We start from the raw sequence: 16421 nt of genomic DNA, 5'->3' as shown, positions 1-16421 counted from the left end.
GGGGGCCAGCGCCCCCGTTCTGCGACGGCCTAGACTTCGACTCGTCTTATTTCACCAGCTCCAGCGTGGCCGAGCCGTCGCCGTTCTCCTTCACCAGCTTGAACTGCTTCTGCTCGGGCAGATAGCGCAAGGCGCCGGCGCCGGTTTCGAAGCGCAGGCCCACGCCGGCCACCGGCAGAATGCGCCAGCTTTGGCCCTGGCCCAGATCGATCACCTTCTTGCTGGCGAGATAGCTGGCCAGCGCGGCGCGGTTCTCGTCCGGCGCGTCCACCACGATCTTGTCGGCGGCGATGCCGGGGAAGTTGCCGCCGCCGCTGGCGCGGTAGTTGTTGGTCACTACAATGAAGCGCTGCTTGGCGTCGATGGGCTTGCCCTGAAAGCTCAGCTTGACGATGCGATGGCTGTCCGGCGCGGCCAGCTTGCCGTTGCCGTCGTAGCGCGCCGGCTGGGTCACGTCGATCTGGTAGCTCACGCCGTACAGGCTGTCGAAATTGTAGGAGCGGAATTCCGGATTGATCAGCGCCTGCGCCGCCGCGCCCTTGGGGTCGATGCGATTGAACTGGCCGGCCGACATCTCCAGCCACTCGCGCACATCGGCGCCGGTGATCTTCACCGCCTTGATGGTGTTGGGGTAGATGTAGAGGTCGGCCAGGTTGCGGATGGCCAGCTTGCCGGCCGGAATATCGGTGTAGTAGTTCCAGCCCTGGCGGCCGCCGGCCTTGAACGGGGCGGCGGCGGATAGAATCGGCAGCTTCTCGTATTCGGTGCCTTGCAGCGCGCGCTGCATATACCAGCGCTGCGCCTCGGCCACCAGCGCCACCGACGGATCATCGGCCACCTGGGCGAAATAGCTGTAGATCGGTCGCTTGGTGGCCGCCACCTCGCCGCGCACATAGTCCAGCGTGGCCTGATGCTCGGCGTCCACCAGCGCCTTCACCCGCGGGTCGGCCTCCACCAGCGGCTTCTTGGCCTGCTTGTCGAAGATGGGCCGCAAAGCCGCTTGCCTCGACACCACCTGCCATTTGCCGTTCACCTGTTCCAGCGTCAGGTCGATCACGCCCAGATGGTCGCCCCAGCGGCCCGGCATCACCGCCGGCACCCCGTTGATGGTGCCGGCTTTCAAGTCCACCTTGGGATAGCCGGCAAAGGCTGGCGAAGGAAATTCGGCGTGGGCATGGCCGAACAGGATGGCGTCGATGCCCGCCACCTCGGCCAGATTCGACACCGCGTTTTCGGCAAAGCGCGGCTGCTCGCCCTTTTCAAAGCCGGAGTGCGGCACCGCGATGACGATGTCGGCGCCGGCGGCGCGCATCTTGGGCACGTAGTCGCGGGCGGTTTCCACGATGTCGCGCACTGTCACCTTGCCCTGCAGATTGTTCTTGTCCCATTGCAGGATCTGCGGCGGCACGAAGCCTATCACCCCCACCGTCAGCGCATGGGTCTTGCCCTCGCTGTCTTTCAGTTCGCGCTTGAGCAGGGCGTAGGGCGTGAACAGCGGCTGGCCGGTCTTGGCGTCCAACACATTGGCGTTGACGTAGGGATAGGCCGCGCCCTTCAGCGACTGTTGCAGGAAGGGCAGGCCGTAATTGAATTCGTGGTTGCCCAGATTGCCGGCGTCGTAGTTCAGGGCATTCAGCACTTTGTAGGCCGGGTGGGTTTCACCGGCCTTCAGCGGCTTGATCTTGGCCGCCAGATCGCCCATCGGGCTGCCCTGCAGCAGGTCGCCGTTGTCGATCAGCAGGCTGTTGGGCGCTTCGGCGCGCGCGGCGGCGATCAGGCTGGCGGTGCGCTCCAGGCCGAAATCGGCCACCGGTTTGTCCTGATAATAATCATAAGCCAGCAGGTTCATGTGGACGTCGGAGGTTTCCAGCACCCGCAGCTGGACCGGCGCGGCCCAGGCGGCGGAAACGGCGAGCGAGAGCAAAGACGCGGCAAAGAGTCCGGATAGTTTCACGGCAGACCTCTGTTATTTTTGATCGAGCCGCGAGTGTGCTACAGCCCATCCGCCCCCACAAGCCATGACTGCGACGCTAATGATCGAAATCAGGAACAAAAATGCCCGGACTGGCCGGGCATAGGGCAATAGATGGCATGAGAACTTAATTCATCGCCTCTTCCGCTTGCAGCGCCTGCCGCACCGCCGGCAGTTCTTCGGCGCGTCGCAGGAAGCTCAGCAAGGCCGGGTAATCGGCCAGGGAGCGCTGCACATATTGCGGCCAAGACAAGATTGCGAACAGATAGGCGTCCGCCACGGTGAATTGGTCGCCCAGCAGATAAGGCGTTTTCTCCAGCTGTTGCTGCAGCAGCGCGTAGCGCGGCTGCAAGCGGGCCCAGATCTCGTCCTTGGCTTGGTCGGTCTTGGCGAACCACATCGGCATGAAATTCTTGTGCACTTCCATGGCTATGTAATTCAGCCACTCCTGCAGACGATAGCGCGGCAGCGTGCCATTGGCCGGCGCCAGCGCCTTGTCCGGAACTTGGTCGGCGATGTACTGCAGGATGGCCGCGCCTTCGGTCAGCAGCTCTCCATTATCCAGTTGCAGCACCGGCACATAGCCCTTGGGATTGAGGGTGGAAAAATCGACGCCGCCGGCGGTCGTGCGCGGCGAAGCATGCAGATCGACCGCCTCCGTGGCGAACGGCAGGCCGCTGGCGTGCAGCGCGATATGCGGGGCCAGCGAGCAGGCGCCGGGGGTGAGATACAGTTTCATCGCAAAGCTCCTGTGGCAAGGAAAGGATAAACCGCAACCGGTCACAGCTTGCGGCAAATTAATGACAATTGCAATCCAAATCCCCGCCTGCGAACCCCCTCAGCCCAGCAGCGACACCAGCCACTCGATGCGCAGATTCCAGCCGGCGAAACCGGCCAGCCAGAACACCATGCCCAAAGCGCCGAAGCCCCAGGCGGCGAACAAGGGCAGCAGATTGGCGGACAAGGCCGCCACGGCGGCGCAGGCCACGGCGATGGACAAGGCCGCGTCGCTGATGTCGAACAGATCATGCCGCGCGTTCAGCGCTTCAAAGCCCTGCTCCTTGCCCTCGGCCTTGCGCTGCAGCGCTTCGCTTTCCTGCTTGTAGCGGCTGATCTCCTGGCGCAATTGCTGCTGTTGCGGCTTTAACGCCGCCGCGCTGGCGGGATTGGCCAGCACCAGCATCTCGGCCTGGCGCAGGCCGGCCTCGGTCAGATGCAGCTTGATCTTCTTGGCTTGGTATTCCGACCAGGCGTCGGCGGCGTCGGCCTTGAGCAGCTGCCGGGTCTGGACGATATTGTCGTCCTTCAGCTTGCCCAGGCCCATCAGCACCGACAGCAGCACCACGGTGAGCGCCACCCAGCTGTTGAGCCGCTTTTTTTCCGCTTCGACGCTGATTTCCACTTCCATTGCTCTCTCCTTGCGCATGGCGCGGCCTGGCCGCGATCTCACTCAGCATAACGCAGGCCAAGGCAAATGGATGCGTGGAATCAGGAAGCTTTCTTGCCGAACAGCTTGGGGCGGGCATCCGCCGGGCGGGACTTCATTTCGACGAACAGCGCCTCCACCTGGGCGCGCGCCCAGGGCGTGCGCCGCAGAAAGGTCAGGCTGGACTTGATGCTGGGGTCCTGGCTGAAACAGCGGATATTGACCCGCTCCGACAGCCCTTCCCAGCCGAAATGGGCTTGCAGTTCAGTCAGCATTTTCTCCAGCGTGACGCCGTGAGTGGGATTATTGGCTTGATGGCTCATCCGCCGCGCGCTCCAATACATCATCAGATGCGGCGAGCCCCGCTCGCCGCCGCAGATTATTAATAATGCCCTTCTCGCCGACTTGAAGGCGAGGCCCGCTTGCAGGGCAAGGGCGGGGGTTGGGACTCAGTGGCCAGGCAGCGGAATCAAACGCTTATGCGAAAAGGCCCGGCTTTGCCGGGTCCTCTAGAAGCGAGACTTTGCATCCGCTCCGCGGCCAGAGCGGCGAGTGTAAGCCCACTCGCCGCCGGCGTCCAAACTCAACTGCTGCTTTTGCGCTTGCGCGGCGCGCGCTTGGCGGGGGAAGGCGCCGGCGCCTCAGGCGGCTCGACGGGCTTCGCGTGGTAGAGTTCGCCGGGATCGGGCTTTTGCTTGGCCACGCCCATCGCCAGCGCCACCCGCCCCAGCCGCTGCTGCTTTTCCACGCTGATGGGGCCGGCCGCGGCCAGCAGCAGCATCACCAGCTCCAGCGCCATCTCGCGCTGCTGCTCGCCCGGCAGCAAGTCGCGAATGGTGGCCAGCGCGCGTTTTTCGTCGTTGCGCACCAGCCAGGTCTGGCGGCGCACCGCCTGCTTGAACGCCTCCAGCGTCAGCTCTTCGCCCAGGCCAGTATCCTGCATCACGCGGCGGATGGCGTTGAACGGCCGCACATCGACCACGCCGTTGCCGATGGCCACATAAATCAGCAGGCGCAGGAAACCATCCACCGCGCCGCCTTCGGAATAGAATTGCTCCAGCTCCTTGCGCTTGAGCCGCTGCATTTCCAGCCGCTCCCAACCCGCCTGCTGATTGCGCACCACATAAGGCCGGCTGGGCGACAGCCCCACCATCGCCGCCGTCAGCGGCGCGTCGTACACCGCGCGGAAAGTCATTTCCTTGAGCGCGTCGCGCTGGTCGCGCCAGCCGTCCAGCACGCTCGCGGTCCAGCCGGACACGGTTTCCTGCCATTGCCAGAACGGGTTGGCCTTATCCAGCGGCTGCCTGGCCGCGCGCACCTTGGCCGCCCAATCCGGCAAGGCGAACAACCAGGGGTTGTTGCTGGAAAACCAGCTCCGTTCGGCGCGGGAAAAATGCGATTCGCGCAGCCAGTGCGCGGTTTGTGGCGTGCTGAAGGTCTTGACCCATGGCGAAATGAAACAGTCGTACAGCTGCTGGTTGATCTCGGCCACCCGCTTCACCACCTGGAAGGCTTTCTCGCCGTCGCGGCCGTCGCCCAGCGCCAGGACATCCGCCACTTCGCGCGGTTCGAAGCGGATCAAATAGCGGCCTTGCAGATACTGCAGGCCCGGCGTTTCCGGATAGGTGTCGGTGATCACCGCCTCGTACAGGCCGGGCGGCAGCACATCTATCAGGTCCAGCGCGCTGGCCAGCTCGCTGTGCTCCTTATTGGCCACGCCGGCCGACACGAAGATGCCGAGATGGCCGATCTGCTCGTGCAGGCAGTAGACGATGGTCTGCTCATTGTTGCGGATGTCTTCCACGTCCTTGTACAAGTCGGCGATCCAGTACAAGGCCTGTTGCGGCGGCGTGATGTTGTCGCCCCAGGAGGCGAACACGATGATGGGCGAGCGGATCTGCCTGAGGTCGATCCGGGTCTGGCCATCCTCCAGATACACTTCGCCGCGGCTCAAGCGGTTGCCGACGAACAGGTTCTGGCTGATCCACTCCATCTCGCCCTTGTTGAGCAGATAATGGCCGCCCCACCAGCGCTCGAACTCCAGAAAGCGGCCGCGCTCCTGGTCGATATGGGAATACAGATGGTAGCCCTTCTTCCAATAGGTGTTGGCCGGGTCCAGCTGTTCGAAATTGCCCACCAGCTGCGCGCCGTCGAACTGGCCATGGCCGAGGTCGCCGGCCAGCGAGGCAGTCCAGGTGCCGCCCAGCATGCCGCCCTGATAGCGCATCGGGTTCTTGCCGGCCACGCCGGCCCAATACGACAGCGGCGAGCCGGCCAGCAGGATAGGCCCCACCAGTTCCGGCGCCGACGCCGCCACCATGGCCAGCGCCCAGCCGCCCTGGCAGTTGCCGATGACGAAAGGCTTGCCGGCGTTGCCCGGATGCAGCTCGCCCACCTTGCGCAAAAACGCCTTCTCGGCGTTCCAGACGCACTCTATGGTCTGCCCCTCCACCGGCACCGGAAAGAACATCACGAAATAGCAAGGATGGCCCTGGCGCAGAGCGATGCCGATTTCGCTGTCCATCTTGAAGCCGCCTATCCCCGGCCCGTGGCCGGCGCGCGGATCGATCACCACGAAGGGGCGCTTGGCCGGGTCGGCCGCCGGGCAATCCTCAGGCGGCCGGATGGCGGCCAAGGCGTAGTTGACCGGCCGCTCCAGTTCGCGGCCGTCGACGATGATGTCGTAGTCGAACACCAGCACCGGCGGATGGCCGGAAGCCTGATGCTCCAGATAGGTGTCGCCGCGCTCGCGCAGCACGTCGAAAAACAGCAGGCCGCGCTGCGCGGCGTCGGTCCAGTAGTCCCACCACTGCTGTCCCCAGCCCCACCATCCCGCTTCCGCCATCGCCGCCTCCTGTCCGCCGTATCCTAATTCACTGTAGTTCAGGCCTGTTGCGACGCCGCAATTATCAATAGGGTATTGCCGGTTAACAGAATTGAACATGAGCGAATTTCCAAGAAAAACTCGCCAGACAATTGCGTCCAATACTGCAAGCACCTCAACTCTCCATGGAAGGAAAACGCCATGACCAAGCTGTTCAAGCCCCTACTCGTCGCCGGCCTGCTGCTCCTAGGCTCCGCCGCTGCGTACGCCGACGATGCCCCCGCCCCCGCCGTCGCCCCGGCGCACAAGGGCTGGCACATGGATCCGGCCAAGATGGAGGCGATGCGCGCCAAGCATTTGCAGATGTTGCATGACAAGCTGAAAATCCAGCCGCAACAGGAAGCCGCCTGGCAAACCTTCACCGCCTCGATGAAGCATGAAAAGATGGCCAAACCGGCGATGGACGACAAAGCCACCGCGCCGGAGCGGATGGAACAGATGATGCAACGCCATCAAGCCGAAATGCAGAAGCATCTGGACGCGCTGAAAGCCTTCTATGCCCAGCTGACGCCGGAGCAACAGAAGATCATGGACCATATGCATGGCCCGCGCGGCAAAATGGACCATCGCGGCAGGCCTGAAGGCGCGCCGCCGGCTAACGGTTAAACCCTTTATTCGGCAGGCTGCGCTTGCGACGCGCAGCCATCGGCAACTCCACACGGAAAGAGGCCCATCATGAGACGCAGAATCCCATTGTTTGGCGCGATGCTGCTGGCCGCGCTGGCAGCCGCGTCGACGCCGGCTCTGGCTTACCACCACCATGGCGGGCCGCCCTCCATCAGCATCGATATCTGGCGCGGCGGTTATTGGCACCATGGCTACTATCATGGCCACATGGGCTGGTGGTGGGTCGTCGGCGGCGGCTGGTATTTCTACACCGCGCCGGTCTACCCCTACCCCAGCCTGTACGCGCCGCCGGTGGTCGCCGTTCCAGTCGCGCCGGCAGTTCCCGTCGCCCCCTTGGCGCCGCCCGCTCCGCCCATCGCCGTCGCGCCACAGGAACCGGCCCAGGTTTGGTACTACTGCAAAGCGTCCAAACAGTACTACCCGTATGTCAGCGAATGCCCGGGCGGTTGGAAGACCGTGCCCTCGCAGCCGCCGAAATAAAGGGGACACCGCCATGAAGAAAACCTATCTCGCGCTGATGCTGCCGGCTTTGCTGGCAGCGTGCGCCACCGTGCCCACCGGCCCCACCGTCGCGGTGATGCCGGCGCCGGGCAAGCCGTTCGAAGTCTTCGCCCAGGAAGAGCAGCAATGCCGGGCCTATGCGTCCGCCAGCCTGGGCACCGACACCAACCAGGCGGCCGCCAGCAATATGGCGGGCAGCATGGCCTTGGGCACCGTGGTCGGAGCGGCGGCCGGCGCCTTGATCGGCGGCAATCACCAGGGCGCGGGCGTGGGCGCAGGGGTGGGCATGCTGGCCGGCACCGCCGCGGGCAGCTCGACCAGTTCTTATGCCGGTTACGACGCCCAAACCCGCTACAACATTTCCTATCAACAGTGCATGTACGCCAAGGGCAATCAGCTGCCCAGCCAGGCGCGACCGGTGCATATGGCGCCGCGCGGCTACTACTACCCGCCGCCGTCGATATAGGCTAGCGCTCGCCGGCATGGCAGAGCATGTCGACATCACCTGACGGAAGAAACAACCATCACGTTAACATAAGGAAACAAAAAGTCTTTTTTGGAAAAGCGGGCGACAGAAAAGGCAGCGATACTGGAATGGCGCCCCCGGTGGTTTCCAGGTTCGCAAGCGGTTTTAAGTCCGGAGAGCGCGTCGAGAACAGATTCTGAAAGGATGACATCATGAAGACATCGCGCCTCGCTCTCACGGCCGCCCTGCTGTTGGCGGCTGGCTTGGCTCAAGCCCAGGACGCCAACTGCCGGCCGTTCGATACCGCCAGAGTGCAGCCCAGCGTGCCGCTATCGCTGCACGACATGACCATGATAGACGCGCCGGCCGCGCAGACGCCGCCGGCGTCAACCGCGCAGTCGCAGTAAAAAAGCCGCTTCAGGCGGCCTGTTTCAAGTCAAAGCGCCGTTGCCCCGGGCGGGGCGCGGCGCTTCGGCTTTCCGTCAGCGGCCAAACCAGCGGTCGCCGAAATTCACCAGCAACACGCCCGCCACCACCAGCACGGCGCCGACCACACGCGCCGCGCTCAGCTCTCGCAAGGGCATGGCCAGCCAGCCGAAACGGTCGAACAGCAGCGAAGAGCAAACCTGGCCGGCGATGATCAGCGACACCATGGTCGCCACGCCCAGCCTGGGCGCCAGCAAGGTGGTGCCGAACACGAACCCCGCGCCCAGCACGCCGCCCAGCAACATCCACCACTCCACCCGCGACAGGGCGGCCAGGCTTTGCCAACGCTGGCCGGTGGCGAGGCCGAGCAGGCACAGGGTCAAACAGCCGACGCTGAACGACACCAGCGCCGCCAGCAAGGTGCTGCCGCCTATCAGTTGCCTGAGTTGATTGTTCACCGCCGCCTGCAGCGGCACCACCACGCCGATCAGGAAGGCCAACAAGGGATATAGGGCTTGCATCGAAATTCCTCTTTACCGCGCGCCGCCCGGCGCGCGACTGGCGAGGATGATAAATGAATCAGCGCGGCTGCGCCGCAGGATTGCGGGTATAGGCGCAAAAACCGGGCTTGGGGCCGATCTTGGGATGATTGCGGCAGGTGTTGGGCCGCTTGTCGTAGATAGTACACAGCCGGGTCTTGGCGTCCAGATACAGGCAATCGCCGTTGGCGCGCTGGGCCAGCGTGAACAGGCTGTTCTTGAAATTGAAGTGCTGGATGACGCGCTGTTTTTCCAAGCGCTTGGCGATGTTCTTGATCGGCTCGTCCAGCTCGAACTCGTCCACCACCCCGATGCGGATCAGGTCCGGCAGCTTAACCTCCACCGGCATGGTGCAACAGGAGCCCATGCAGTCGCCGCACAGGCCGTTTTTGTATTTGATCCAGGTTTCCAGGCGGTTGATATCGGCCACGGCGCGTCCTTAACACATTGAATACTCGAAGCTTTCCCTGACGGGAAGCCCGGCATTCTACGGTTGCGGCGGCCGATCGGCAAGGGCTCTGGCTCTGGCGATGGCGCTGCGCGCCCATGCCAGAGCCGGCATCAGATCGACTTGCCCAGTCGTATCCAGAATCAGGCTCTCGCCCAAGCCCAGCGGCCCCAAACTTTCGGCGCGCCGCAGCTGCGCGAGCAAATCCGCCGGATCGCGCCGCGCGTCCAGATGGCCGGGATGGCGGCGGCGCTGGACAAAACGCTCGGCGGCCGCCTCGGCCGGGCAATGGCAATGCAGCTCCAGCACCAGATGCCCTGAGCGCAGCAGCCCATCCACAGGCGTGCCTGACGCCTCGCCAGAGGCGGGATGCCGCCACCAAGAACAGACCACGGCTCGTGGGGCGGTTTGCGCCACGGCGAGAAAGCGCGCGTCGGCCTCCCGGCTCAACGCCCTACGCCAAGCGGCATCGCCGACGCCCCGCTCCTCGAACAGCGCCTCCAGGAAATCATCTTTATCCAGACATGGCCAGCCCAAGGCCTCGGCCAGGCGGCGCGCCAGCGTGCTTTTGCCGCTGCCCGGCGCGCCGCTGAGCAACAGCAAGACGCGGCCAGACTCCACCTCAACCATGCAAGCCCGCGAATTCCCGCAAGATGGCGGCGATGCGCCAACGGTGGTCGCGGTCGTGGTCCGCCAGTAGCTCCAGCAGACCCAGGATATTGATGCTGGAGCCATCGCCGCGAATGCCGCTGCGGCCCAATTGCGCCGGCTCCAAGGCTCGCAATTCCGCCAGCAGCGCCTGGCGGGCGCTGGAGAACGCAGCCAGGCCCACCGCGCCGTCGCGCAAATGATAGGCCCGCTCCCGCGGCCAGTCGGAAACCTCCATAGGCGGCAGCCAGGGCAGTTCCTCGCTCAGCGCCTTATGAATGCGCAGGCCATACAGATCCACTTCGCAGTCATGCAGATGCCAGACATGTTCCAGCAAGGGCGAACGGTCGCGCTCCGGCTGCCGCCCCCAGGCTTCGGATGGCAGCTCCGCCAAAGCCTGCTCCAAAAACAAGGGCATTTCCTCCAGCGCCAGCAGCAGGTGCCGGTAGGCCTGGCTCAACAACGCCGGTCTTTCCATCGTATCAGACAGCATCCGATAGCCTTTCGCAGGGATGAGCCTGGCGCGCGGCGCGCGGCAGCACTTCGGGCAAATAAATGGTTTGGATGGCGGCTAGCTGGCCATGCGCCTCCCAATGGCCCTTGCTCTGCCAATGCTCCACCAGGACAAACAGTTTGGGATCGGCCTCGGAATGATAGGCCTCCCACAACAGACAACCCGGCTCCGCCAGGCACAGCGGCCGCATCCGCGCCAAGGCGGCGGCGATGGCCGGGATGTCGTCGGTCGTATTCGCTGCCAGCGTCACAATCAGCGGAAACATCACGCATTCTCCAATCAGTAAAATTCCATCCGCCGCAAACCGACATAGCGCGGCGCGGCCAAGTTTTGCTCCCGCTCGCGCCAGTCATCCTGCAATAGCATGGGCGGAAACACGGTTTTGCCGACGAAATCCTCGCGCGACAGCCAAGCCGCCTCGACAATGTGCTCGCGCGTCGCTTCTTCCGCGCCGCAATCGATCTCGCCGCCCAGCAAGCGGCCGCGGAACCAGAACTTGCACTCGCGGGTCTCCGGGCTGGCAAACTCCTCGATACAGAGCAACGCGCCGATTTCCACCCGCAAGCCGCACTCCTCCCGCACCTCGCGCGCGGCCGCCTCCGCCAGCGCTTCGTCGTCGATCGCGCCGCCGCCCGGCGCCGCCCAAAAGTCGTACGCGCCCGGCTTGCAACGGCGCACCATCAAGACGCGCCCTTGGTCTTCCACAATCGCGCCAGCGGCGATGCGATGTTTCACGATGTTTTCCCTGCGCGCAGCGCATAAGCCGCGCTCAGCCACAAAATGACGCCCGCGCCCAGGCAGCCGACCGGGTCGTTTGACCCGCCCGCCGCGATTTGCGGGTAAGCCAGCGGCCACGCCGTCAACGCCGCGCCGGTCAGATAATGGGCGCGAACCCGGAACGCCCAGGCCAAGGGGAAGAAATGCAGGCCGATGATCAGCATCACCGCGGGAAGCTGCCACTGCGGCAAATCAAAATGATTGAGGACGTTCACCGCCAGGATAGCGCCCAGCCATTGCAAGCCGTTCACCCATTTGAAAATCTTGTCGGCCCGCTTGGAGGCCGCGGTTTGCGCCGCCGCCGCCATCGCCGCGCGGTTTTGCCGCCAGCGCCGCCAGGCATGGCTCCACAAGGCGGCGGCCAGCGCCGCCACCAGCGCGGCGAACCACGGGCGCGGCTGGCTGCGCAGAAGATCGGAACCCCATAGCCAAACGGCGCCGAACACGGTGAAGAACATCGCGCCCACCGCCCGGCGGCCTCGCTGCGCCATCGCTTCCAACTCGATCAGGCCGGCATCCTTGCCTATCGTCATGACGACTCCTGAGCTTAGGGCCGATTGATCACTGCTTCAATGTGATGGCCGTCCGGATCGATAACGAAAGCGGCGTAATAATGCGCACCATAATGCGGGCGCAACCCAGGCGCGCCGTTGTCCCGCCCGCCATGCGCCAGCGCCGCGGCATGAAAGCGATCCACCGCCTCGCGGTTGGGCGCGGCCAAGGCCAGATGAAAACCCGGCCCCGGCGGCGCGGCGTCCGGCTCCCGCATCAGCGCCAGCCGGTCTCCGCCGCCCGGCTCGCCATAGCCCGCCGCCTCTTCATGCGACCAAACCGGCACAAAACCCAACTCAAGCAGAGCCGCATCGTAGAAATGGCGGGCGCGGTCCAAGTCCGCCACGCCTAAGGAAAGATGGTGCAGCATCGGCCACCCTGAATGAATATTCGAATCAGCCAATCATAAACCAAAACATATCATTGGCATATTTAGGCCTTATCCACGGTTGCCGGGTCTTGCCGCCCGCACATTTTTCCAAGATCGCGCCAGGGCCCCCGCTTAAGCTCGCGTTTCCATCCACCACGCAGAAAGCGCGCCATGGCCTTGAAAGCCGCCTTTATCTTCATCGCCCCGCAGGGCGATCCCTCGCGACATCGTTCCATCACCGAGACGCCTGAAGTGCAAGTCGCCACCATCGCCGTCTCCAGCTACGTCCAAGCCGCGGAAACCGCGCGCGAACTGGCGGAGCAAGGCTGCGCCGCCATCGAGCTGTGCGGCGGCTTCGGCCACCAGGGCGCCGCTCTCGTCGCGGCAGCGGTCGGCTCGCTAGCGTCCGTAGGCGTGGTGCGCTTCGACCCTCATCCGCTGCTGGGCCACCGTTCCGGAGATGAATTGGGCTGAACCGCCAGGGGAGAGTAAAACAAGGACCACGCCGGTTCGCTCAGCAAGCGCGCCGGCGGCAAGCCAACCAAGCTGCGCGCGTCGCGGTGCAGATGGGCCTGATCGAAATAGCCGTGTTCCCAGGCCAAGCCAGCCAGGGAAGGCCGGCTCTGGAAAACCGCGTCGCGCAAAAAACGCTCGAAACGGCACAGCCGGTGATAAAACTTGGCGGTCACGCCCTGGCTGGCATGAAAACGGCGCGACAGGCCGCATCGGTCCACGTTCGCCTCATCGGCGTAGACGCCCAGCGCGAAGCCGGCGCTGTCGGCGAACATCCGGCCCGCCAGACTGCGCATCCGCTCCAGTTCAGGCGTCTCGCGCAGACGTGATAGCAGCAAGAGGCTGGCCTGCCCGCACTGCGTTTCGAAATCAGCGCCGCCCAGCCGCGCCCACGCATCGGCATCCTCAGGCCAGAGCTGGCGCGCAGGCGTCTCGCGATCCACCAAGCCCGACAAGGCGGGCACGCCGAACAAGGGCAGCGCCCCGGCGCGGAAACGAATCGCGAACACCGGTCGCGCCGGCCGCGCCAATTGTTGCACGCGGTGCCTCGGGCACAGCAAGGCCGACCCGCCGCCCTCGCCCAGCCACAACTCCGCACCGGTGCCCGGCAGCAGCGTCAAAACCTCAGGATCGCCCTGCTCAAAATGGTAGCGGCGGTAACTGTGTATCCAGGGACGCAGCCCGGCGTCAGGCAAGCATTGTTGCGACTGCATTGACGACATTCCAAACTAGAAGGCGGCCATTCTGCGCCGCCCCGATAGCCGGCGCTTGTAAAAACGTGCTCGTCACGGCCGCCATGCCATCAAGGGCACCGCCATCTCGTCCGGATGAACGCCGGCATGCATGCCAGCCTCCAGGAATACCCTTTCCCCCGGCAGCGTGTCGCGCAGATTCCAGCCCGGCTTGGCGATCAACACCACATCGCCGCAACGGCGCGCCAAATCCGGATGCGCCGGCCCAGGGCCATACACCCCCGCCGCCAGCAGCTCGGCGCTCCTTGCCGGCCAGCAGGCATGGCCCAGCCGCGCTTCCGCCAAGGCGAGAAAGCGCTCGACGCAGCCGGGCTTCACATGGCAATAAGCCATCCGCGTTTCGCCGGACAAGGGCCGCGCCAACAAGCCATACAGCTCCTGGTCGGCATCCACGTCCACCCATTGCGCCGCCGGCGCGGCGGTGAAGCCGTGATCGGCGATCGCCACCACCGCCGCGTCGCACTGCCGCGCCTCCTCCAGCAAACGGCCAAGCTCGTCGTCCAGTTCGGCCAGCGCCTGCTGCGCTTGCGGACTGTCCGGCCCGGTGGCGTGCATCTGCGCGTCCAGTTGGCGCAGGTAGAGATAATGAAAAGCCGGCGCCGGCGAGCTCAGCCGCGCGCTCAATTGCGCGAAGGCATCGGCGGAGTCGCGGTAAGGCAGACGCAGGCAACTGCCGGCATGATGACGGGTGCAGGGCGAGTGGGCGATATCGGCCGGCAGCATCAAAAAAGCGGGTCGGGCGAAATGCTCGAACAAGGGCGGCGCGCAAAACAAGCTATCGGCCAATTGCTGCGCCGCGCTGGCGGAATCGGCCGGGTGGCGCACATACAGCGGCAGCGGCGCGATGATTTCCTCGCCATGCAGCTGGTGCCAGCCTATCAGGCCATGCACCGAAGGCGGCTGGCCGGTCAACACCGTGGTGACCGCCGCCGCGGTGGTGGGCGGGAACACGCTGCTAAGGCTGCGCCGCCGCAAGGCCGCCAAGCGGCTGTTCGGCCCCAGCCGCCGCAATTGCGCCTCGCCCAAGCCATCCACCAGCAGCAGGCAGACATGGCGATGGCGGCCGATGCCGGCCAGAACCTCGCTGTCCAGCGGGGCGTGGCCCAGATCCGGCCCGCCCAGCTCCAGGCTCAGCGTCTGCATCAGATTGAGCAGGCCGCCGCCTTGATAATCCGGCCAGGCCGCGCCGGGAAAGCGCGAGTTCCAGTTCTCCATGCCGACACCTCATCATCCGTTCGCCAAAGCCAGCATGCTGGCCCGGCCGAGATGCCATTGTCAATCTTGGAGATGACAGGCCGCAAGGGCGGAACTACCCTGACAGAATGCCCCGCAGCATCCGACTCACTGCCACCGTACTCGGAGAAAAGCCGCATGAGCCTGTTGCAATCGATCAAAGTCGGCCCGCGCCTGGCGCTGTCCTTCACCTTGCTGCTCGCCATCCTGCTGGGCATCTGCGCCAGCGTCTGGACCGGCCTGGACAGCATAGAGCGCTCCACCCAAGCCATCGTCAACGACGACGCCAGCAAACAGCAAGCCGCCGCCGGCCTGGACCGCCATGCGCAGAACGCCGCGCTGCTGCTGCTGCAAATCATCGCCACGCCGGAACGCAATCAGCGCGTGCCGCTGTTCGCGGCGATGGACGAGGCCAACCGCCGCGCCGACGCGACCTTCCAGCAACTCAAGGCGCTGCCCTGGCCGGCGGAACAGGCCGGCAAATTGCAAGCGCTGGCGCAGTTGCGCGCGGCCTATTCCAAAGCCTTTCTCGAAACGGTGGACCTGGTGGAGGCGAACGATCCGGCCGCGCTGGCCAAGCAATTCGGCAGCGACACCCGGCCCGCGCTGCAAGCGCTGCTGGCCGCCACCGCGGCGCTGTCGGCGGAGCAGCAAAGCCATATGAACGCCGAAATGGCCGCCGCGCTGCGCAGAATGAGCCTGACCCGCGGCCTGCTGCTCGCCTGCAGCGCGGCGGCGGCGCTGGCCGTGCTGTTGCTAGCCTGGAGCGTCACCCGCAGCATCACCCGGCCGCTGGAGCATGGCGTGGCGGTGCTGGATTCGATGGCTCAGGGCGATCTGCGCAGCCAGGTCCGCTCCGCCGGCCGCGACGAAACCTCGCAAATGCTGCAACGGATGGAAACCATGCAGCATGGTCTGGCCGCGCTGGTGAGAGATCTGCGCAGTTCCGCCGATGTGGTGGCCGACACTGCGCACTCCACCCGCGACAGCGCGGCGGAACTGGCCGGCGGCGTGGAGCGGCAACAGGCGGAGCTGCATCAGATCAACGATGTGGTCGGCGCCTTCGCGGCCAAGCTGGACCGCGCGGCCGACACGGCGCGGCAAGCGCAGCAGCAGGCGCGCGACTCGGCCAGCCTGGCCGACACTGGCCAATGTTTGATCGAAACCGCCTCGCGCGAGATCCAGGCCATCGCCGGGCAGATCCAGGGCAGCGCCGAATCGGTGGACGCGCTGCGCCAGCGCGCGAACTCCATGCACGGCATGATCGAATCGGTCACCGACATCGCCGAGCAAACCAATATGCTGGCGCTGAATGCCGCCATCGAGGCGGCGCGGGCCGGCGAAATGGGCCGCGGCTTCGCCGTGGTGGCCGACGAAGTGCGCAATCTGGCGGCGCGCACCGCCCGCGCCACCCGCGAAATCAATGAGGTGATCAGCGCCATGGACCAGCAAACCACCGACGCCATGGGCCGCATCGAGCAAGGCCAGCGCGAGATGGCGCGCGGCGTGCGGCTGATAGGCGAAATCGTCGCGCCGCTGACCGAGCTGAAACAGGGCGCCACTGCCACCGTCGGCGGGCTGGACCGCCTCGCCGCCGACATCGCGGAACAAGTGCGGGAAAGCCAGGCCATCGCCGACAGCGTTTCGGAAATCGCCCGCCTGGCCGACGACAGCCTGCGCGCCAGCCAAAGCGCCAGCCAGGGCAGCGGCCGGCTGCGCGATGTCAGCGCCTCGCTGCAAAGCCAGATCCGCCGCTTCGTGGTGGACCATTAG

Annotated in this window: 21 protein-coding genes; 6 read left to right on the top strand and 15 right to left on the bottom strand. The window is 65.1% G+C overall.

The genetic code is table 11. The features are described 5' to 3' along the window. Positions 1-46: 46 nt before the first annotated feature. From NKT35_RS07610 to NKT35_RS07590, 5 genes are all read right to left on the bottom strand, one after another. Positions 47-1954 (bottom strand): bifunctional 2',3'-cyclic-nucleotide 2'-phosphodiesterase/3'-nucleotidase, encoded by a 1908-nt coding sequence (locus tag NKT35_RS07610; RefSeq protein WP_254300412.1) that lies wholly within the window; start codon positions 1952-1954, stop codon positions 47-49. A gap of 145 nt (positions 1955-2099) precedes the next feature. Beyond that, the gene (gene gstA, locus NKT35_RS07605; protein ID WP_254300411.1) at positions 2100-2711 is read right to left on the bottom strand and encodes a glutathione transferase GstA; all 612 of its coding nucleotides are present in this window, start codon (positions 2709-2711) and stop codon (positions 2100-2102) included. Positions 2712-2810: 99 nt separating this feature from the next. Continuing rightward, a complete protein-coding gene (locus NKT35_RS07600; RefSeq protein ID WP_254300410.1) occupies positions 2811-3380 on the bottom strand; it encodes a DUF4337 domain-containing protein in 570 nt (189 codons plus the stop codon). Between the two features lie 80 nt (positions 3381-3460). Next, the gene (locus NKT35_RS07595; protein ID WP_254300409.1) at positions 3461-3721 is read right to left on the bottom strand and encodes a VF530 family protein; all 261 of its coding nucleotides are present in this window, start codon (positions 3719-3721) and stop codon (positions 3461-3463) included. Positions 3722-3981: 260 nt separating this feature from the next. Further along, entirely contained in the window at positions 3982-6243 is a 2262-nt protein-coding gene (locus NKT35_RS07590; RefSeq protein ID WP_505190908.1) for a TerB family tellurite resistance protein, read from the bottom strand. Between the two features lie 180 nt (positions 6244-6423). On the opposite strand from NKT35_RS07590, the gene NKT35_RS07585 reads away from it, so the two are divergent. The 4 genes from NKT35_RS07585 (at position 6424) to NKT35_RS07570 (ending at position 8283) form a co-directional block, all read left to right on the top strand. Beyond that, positions 6424-6888, top strand: coding sequence for a Spy/CpxP family protein refolding chaperone (locus NKT35_RS07585; protein ID WP_254300405.1), 465 nt, complete (start codon positions 6424-6426; stop codon positions 6886-6888). 69 nt (positions 6889-6957) lie between these two features. Further along, complete coding sequence (locus tag NKT35_RS07580; RefSeq protein ID WP_254300403.1) at positions 6958-7389, top strand: hypothetical protein; 432 nt, start codon at positions 6958-6960, stop codon at positions 7387-7389. 13 nt (positions 7390-7402) lie between these two features. Next, on the top strand, positions 7403-7876 hold the full coding sequence (locus NKT35_RS07575) for a YMGG-like glycine zipper-containing protein (RefSeq protein ID WP_254300401.1): 474 nt from the start codon (positions 7403-7405) through the stop codon (positions 7874-7876). A 212-nt stretch (positions 7877-8088) separates the two neighbouring features. Continuing rightward, positions 8089-8283, top strand: a complete 195-nt coding sequence (locus NKT35_RS07570) for a hypothetical protein (RefSeq protein WP_254300398.1) — start codon at positions 8089-8091, stop codon at positions 8281-8283. Positions 8284-8358: 75 nt separating this feature from the next. On the opposite strand, the gene NKT35_RS07565 is transcribed toward NKT35_RS07570, so the two are convergent. The 8 genes from NKT35_RS07565 to NKT35_RS07530 are packed head-to-tail and all read right to left on the bottom strand — an operon-like array spanning position 8359 to position 12150. After that, positions 8359-8823, bottom strand: a complete 465-nt coding sequence (locus NKT35_RS07565) for a DMT family transporter (protein ID WP_254300396.1) — start codon at positions 8821-8823, stop codon at positions 8359-8361. A 58-nt stretch (positions 8824-8881) separates the two neighbouring features. Further along, the gene (locus tag NKT35_RS07560) at positions 8882-9271 is read right to left on the bottom strand and encodes a YkgJ family cysteine cluster protein (RefSeq protein WP_254300394.1); all 390 of its coding nucleotides are present in this window, start codon (positions 9269-9271) and stop codon (positions 8882-8884) included. Between the two features lie 57 nt (positions 9272-9328). After that, positions 9329-9919, bottom strand: a complete 591-nt coding sequence (locus NKT35_RS07555; protein WP_254300393.1) for a P-loop nucleotide/nucleoside kinase family protein — start codon at positions 9917-9919, stop codon at positions 9329-9331. Beyond that, complete coding sequence (locus NKT35_RS07550; RefSeq protein WP_254300391.1) at positions 9912-10430, bottom strand: DinB family protein; 519 nt, start codon at positions 10428-10430, stop codon at positions 9912-9914. Before NKT35_RS07550 ends, NKT35_RS07555 begins: the two co-directional genes overlap by 8 nt. Then, positions 10420-10716 (bottom strand): putative quinol monooxygenase, encoded by a 297-nt coding sequence (locus NKT35_RS07545; RefSeq protein WP_254300389.1) that lies wholly within the window; start codon positions 10714-10716, stop codon positions 10420-10422. Before NKT35_RS07545 ends, NKT35_RS07550 begins: the two co-directional genes overlap by 11 nt. Positions 10717-10730: 14 nt before the next feature. Continuing rightward, positions 10731-11186 (bottom strand): NUDIX domain-containing protein, encoded by a 456-nt coding sequence (locus tag NKT35_RS07540; RefSeq protein ID WP_254300387.1) that lies wholly within the window; start codon positions 11184-11186, stop codon positions 10731-10733. Then, positions 11183-11761 (bottom strand): hypothetical protein, encoded by a 579-nt coding sequence (locus tag NKT35_RS07535; protein WP_254300385.1) that lies wholly within the window; start codon positions 11759-11761, stop codon positions 11183-11185. Before NKT35_RS07535 ends, NKT35_RS07540 begins: the two co-directional genes overlap by 4 nt. Before the next feature lie 14 nt (positions 11762-11775). Next, complete coding sequence (locus NKT35_RS07530) at positions 11776-12150, bottom strand: VOC family protein (RefSeq protein ID WP_254300383.1); 375 nt, start codon at positions 12148-12150, stop codon at positions 11776-11778. A gap of 171 nt (positions 12151-12321) precedes the next feature. Here NKT35_RS07530 and NKT35_RS07525 point away from each other — a divergent pair, with 171 nt between their 5' ends. Continuing rightward, the gene (locus NKT35_RS07525; RefSeq protein ID WP_254300380.1) at positions 12322-12624 is read left to right on the top strand and encodes a DUF6506 family protein; all 303 of its coding nucleotides are present in this window, start codon (positions 12322-12324) and stop codon (positions 12622-12624) included. On the opposite strand, the gene NKT35_RS07520 is transcribed toward NKT35_RS07525, so the two are convergent. Next, entirely contained in the window at positions 12582-13376 is a 795-nt protein-coding gene (locus tag NKT35_RS07520; RefSeq protein ID WP_254300378.1) for an AraC family transcriptional regulator, read from the bottom strand. The genes NKT35_RS07525 and NKT35_RS07520 overlap by 43 nt on opposite strands. 72 nt (positions 13377-13448) lie before the next feature. Next, entirely contained in the window at positions 13449-14630 is a 1182-nt protein-coding gene (locus NKT35_RS07515; RefSeq protein ID WP_254300377.1) for an alkaline phosphatase family protein, read from the bottom strand. Between the two features lie 156 nt (positions 14631-14786). On the opposite strand from NKT35_RS07515, the gene NKT35_RS07510 reads away from it, so the two are divergent. Continuing rightward, positions 14787-16421 (top strand): methyl-accepting chemotaxis protein, encoded by a 1635-nt coding sequence (locus tag NKT35_RS07510; protein WP_254300375.1) that lies wholly within the window; start codon positions 14787-14789, stop codon positions 16419-16421.

The sequence above is a fragment of the Chromobacterium sp. IIBBL 290-4 genome (genome assembly GCF_024207115.1).
In the GTDB taxonomy this organism is placed as follows: Bacteria; Pseudomonadota; Gammaproteobacteria; order Burkholderiales; family Chromobacteriaceae; genus Chromobacterium.
The sequence above is the reverse complement of the archived record's forward strand: the minus strand, read 5'-3'. Positions and strand labels throughout refer to the sequence as shown.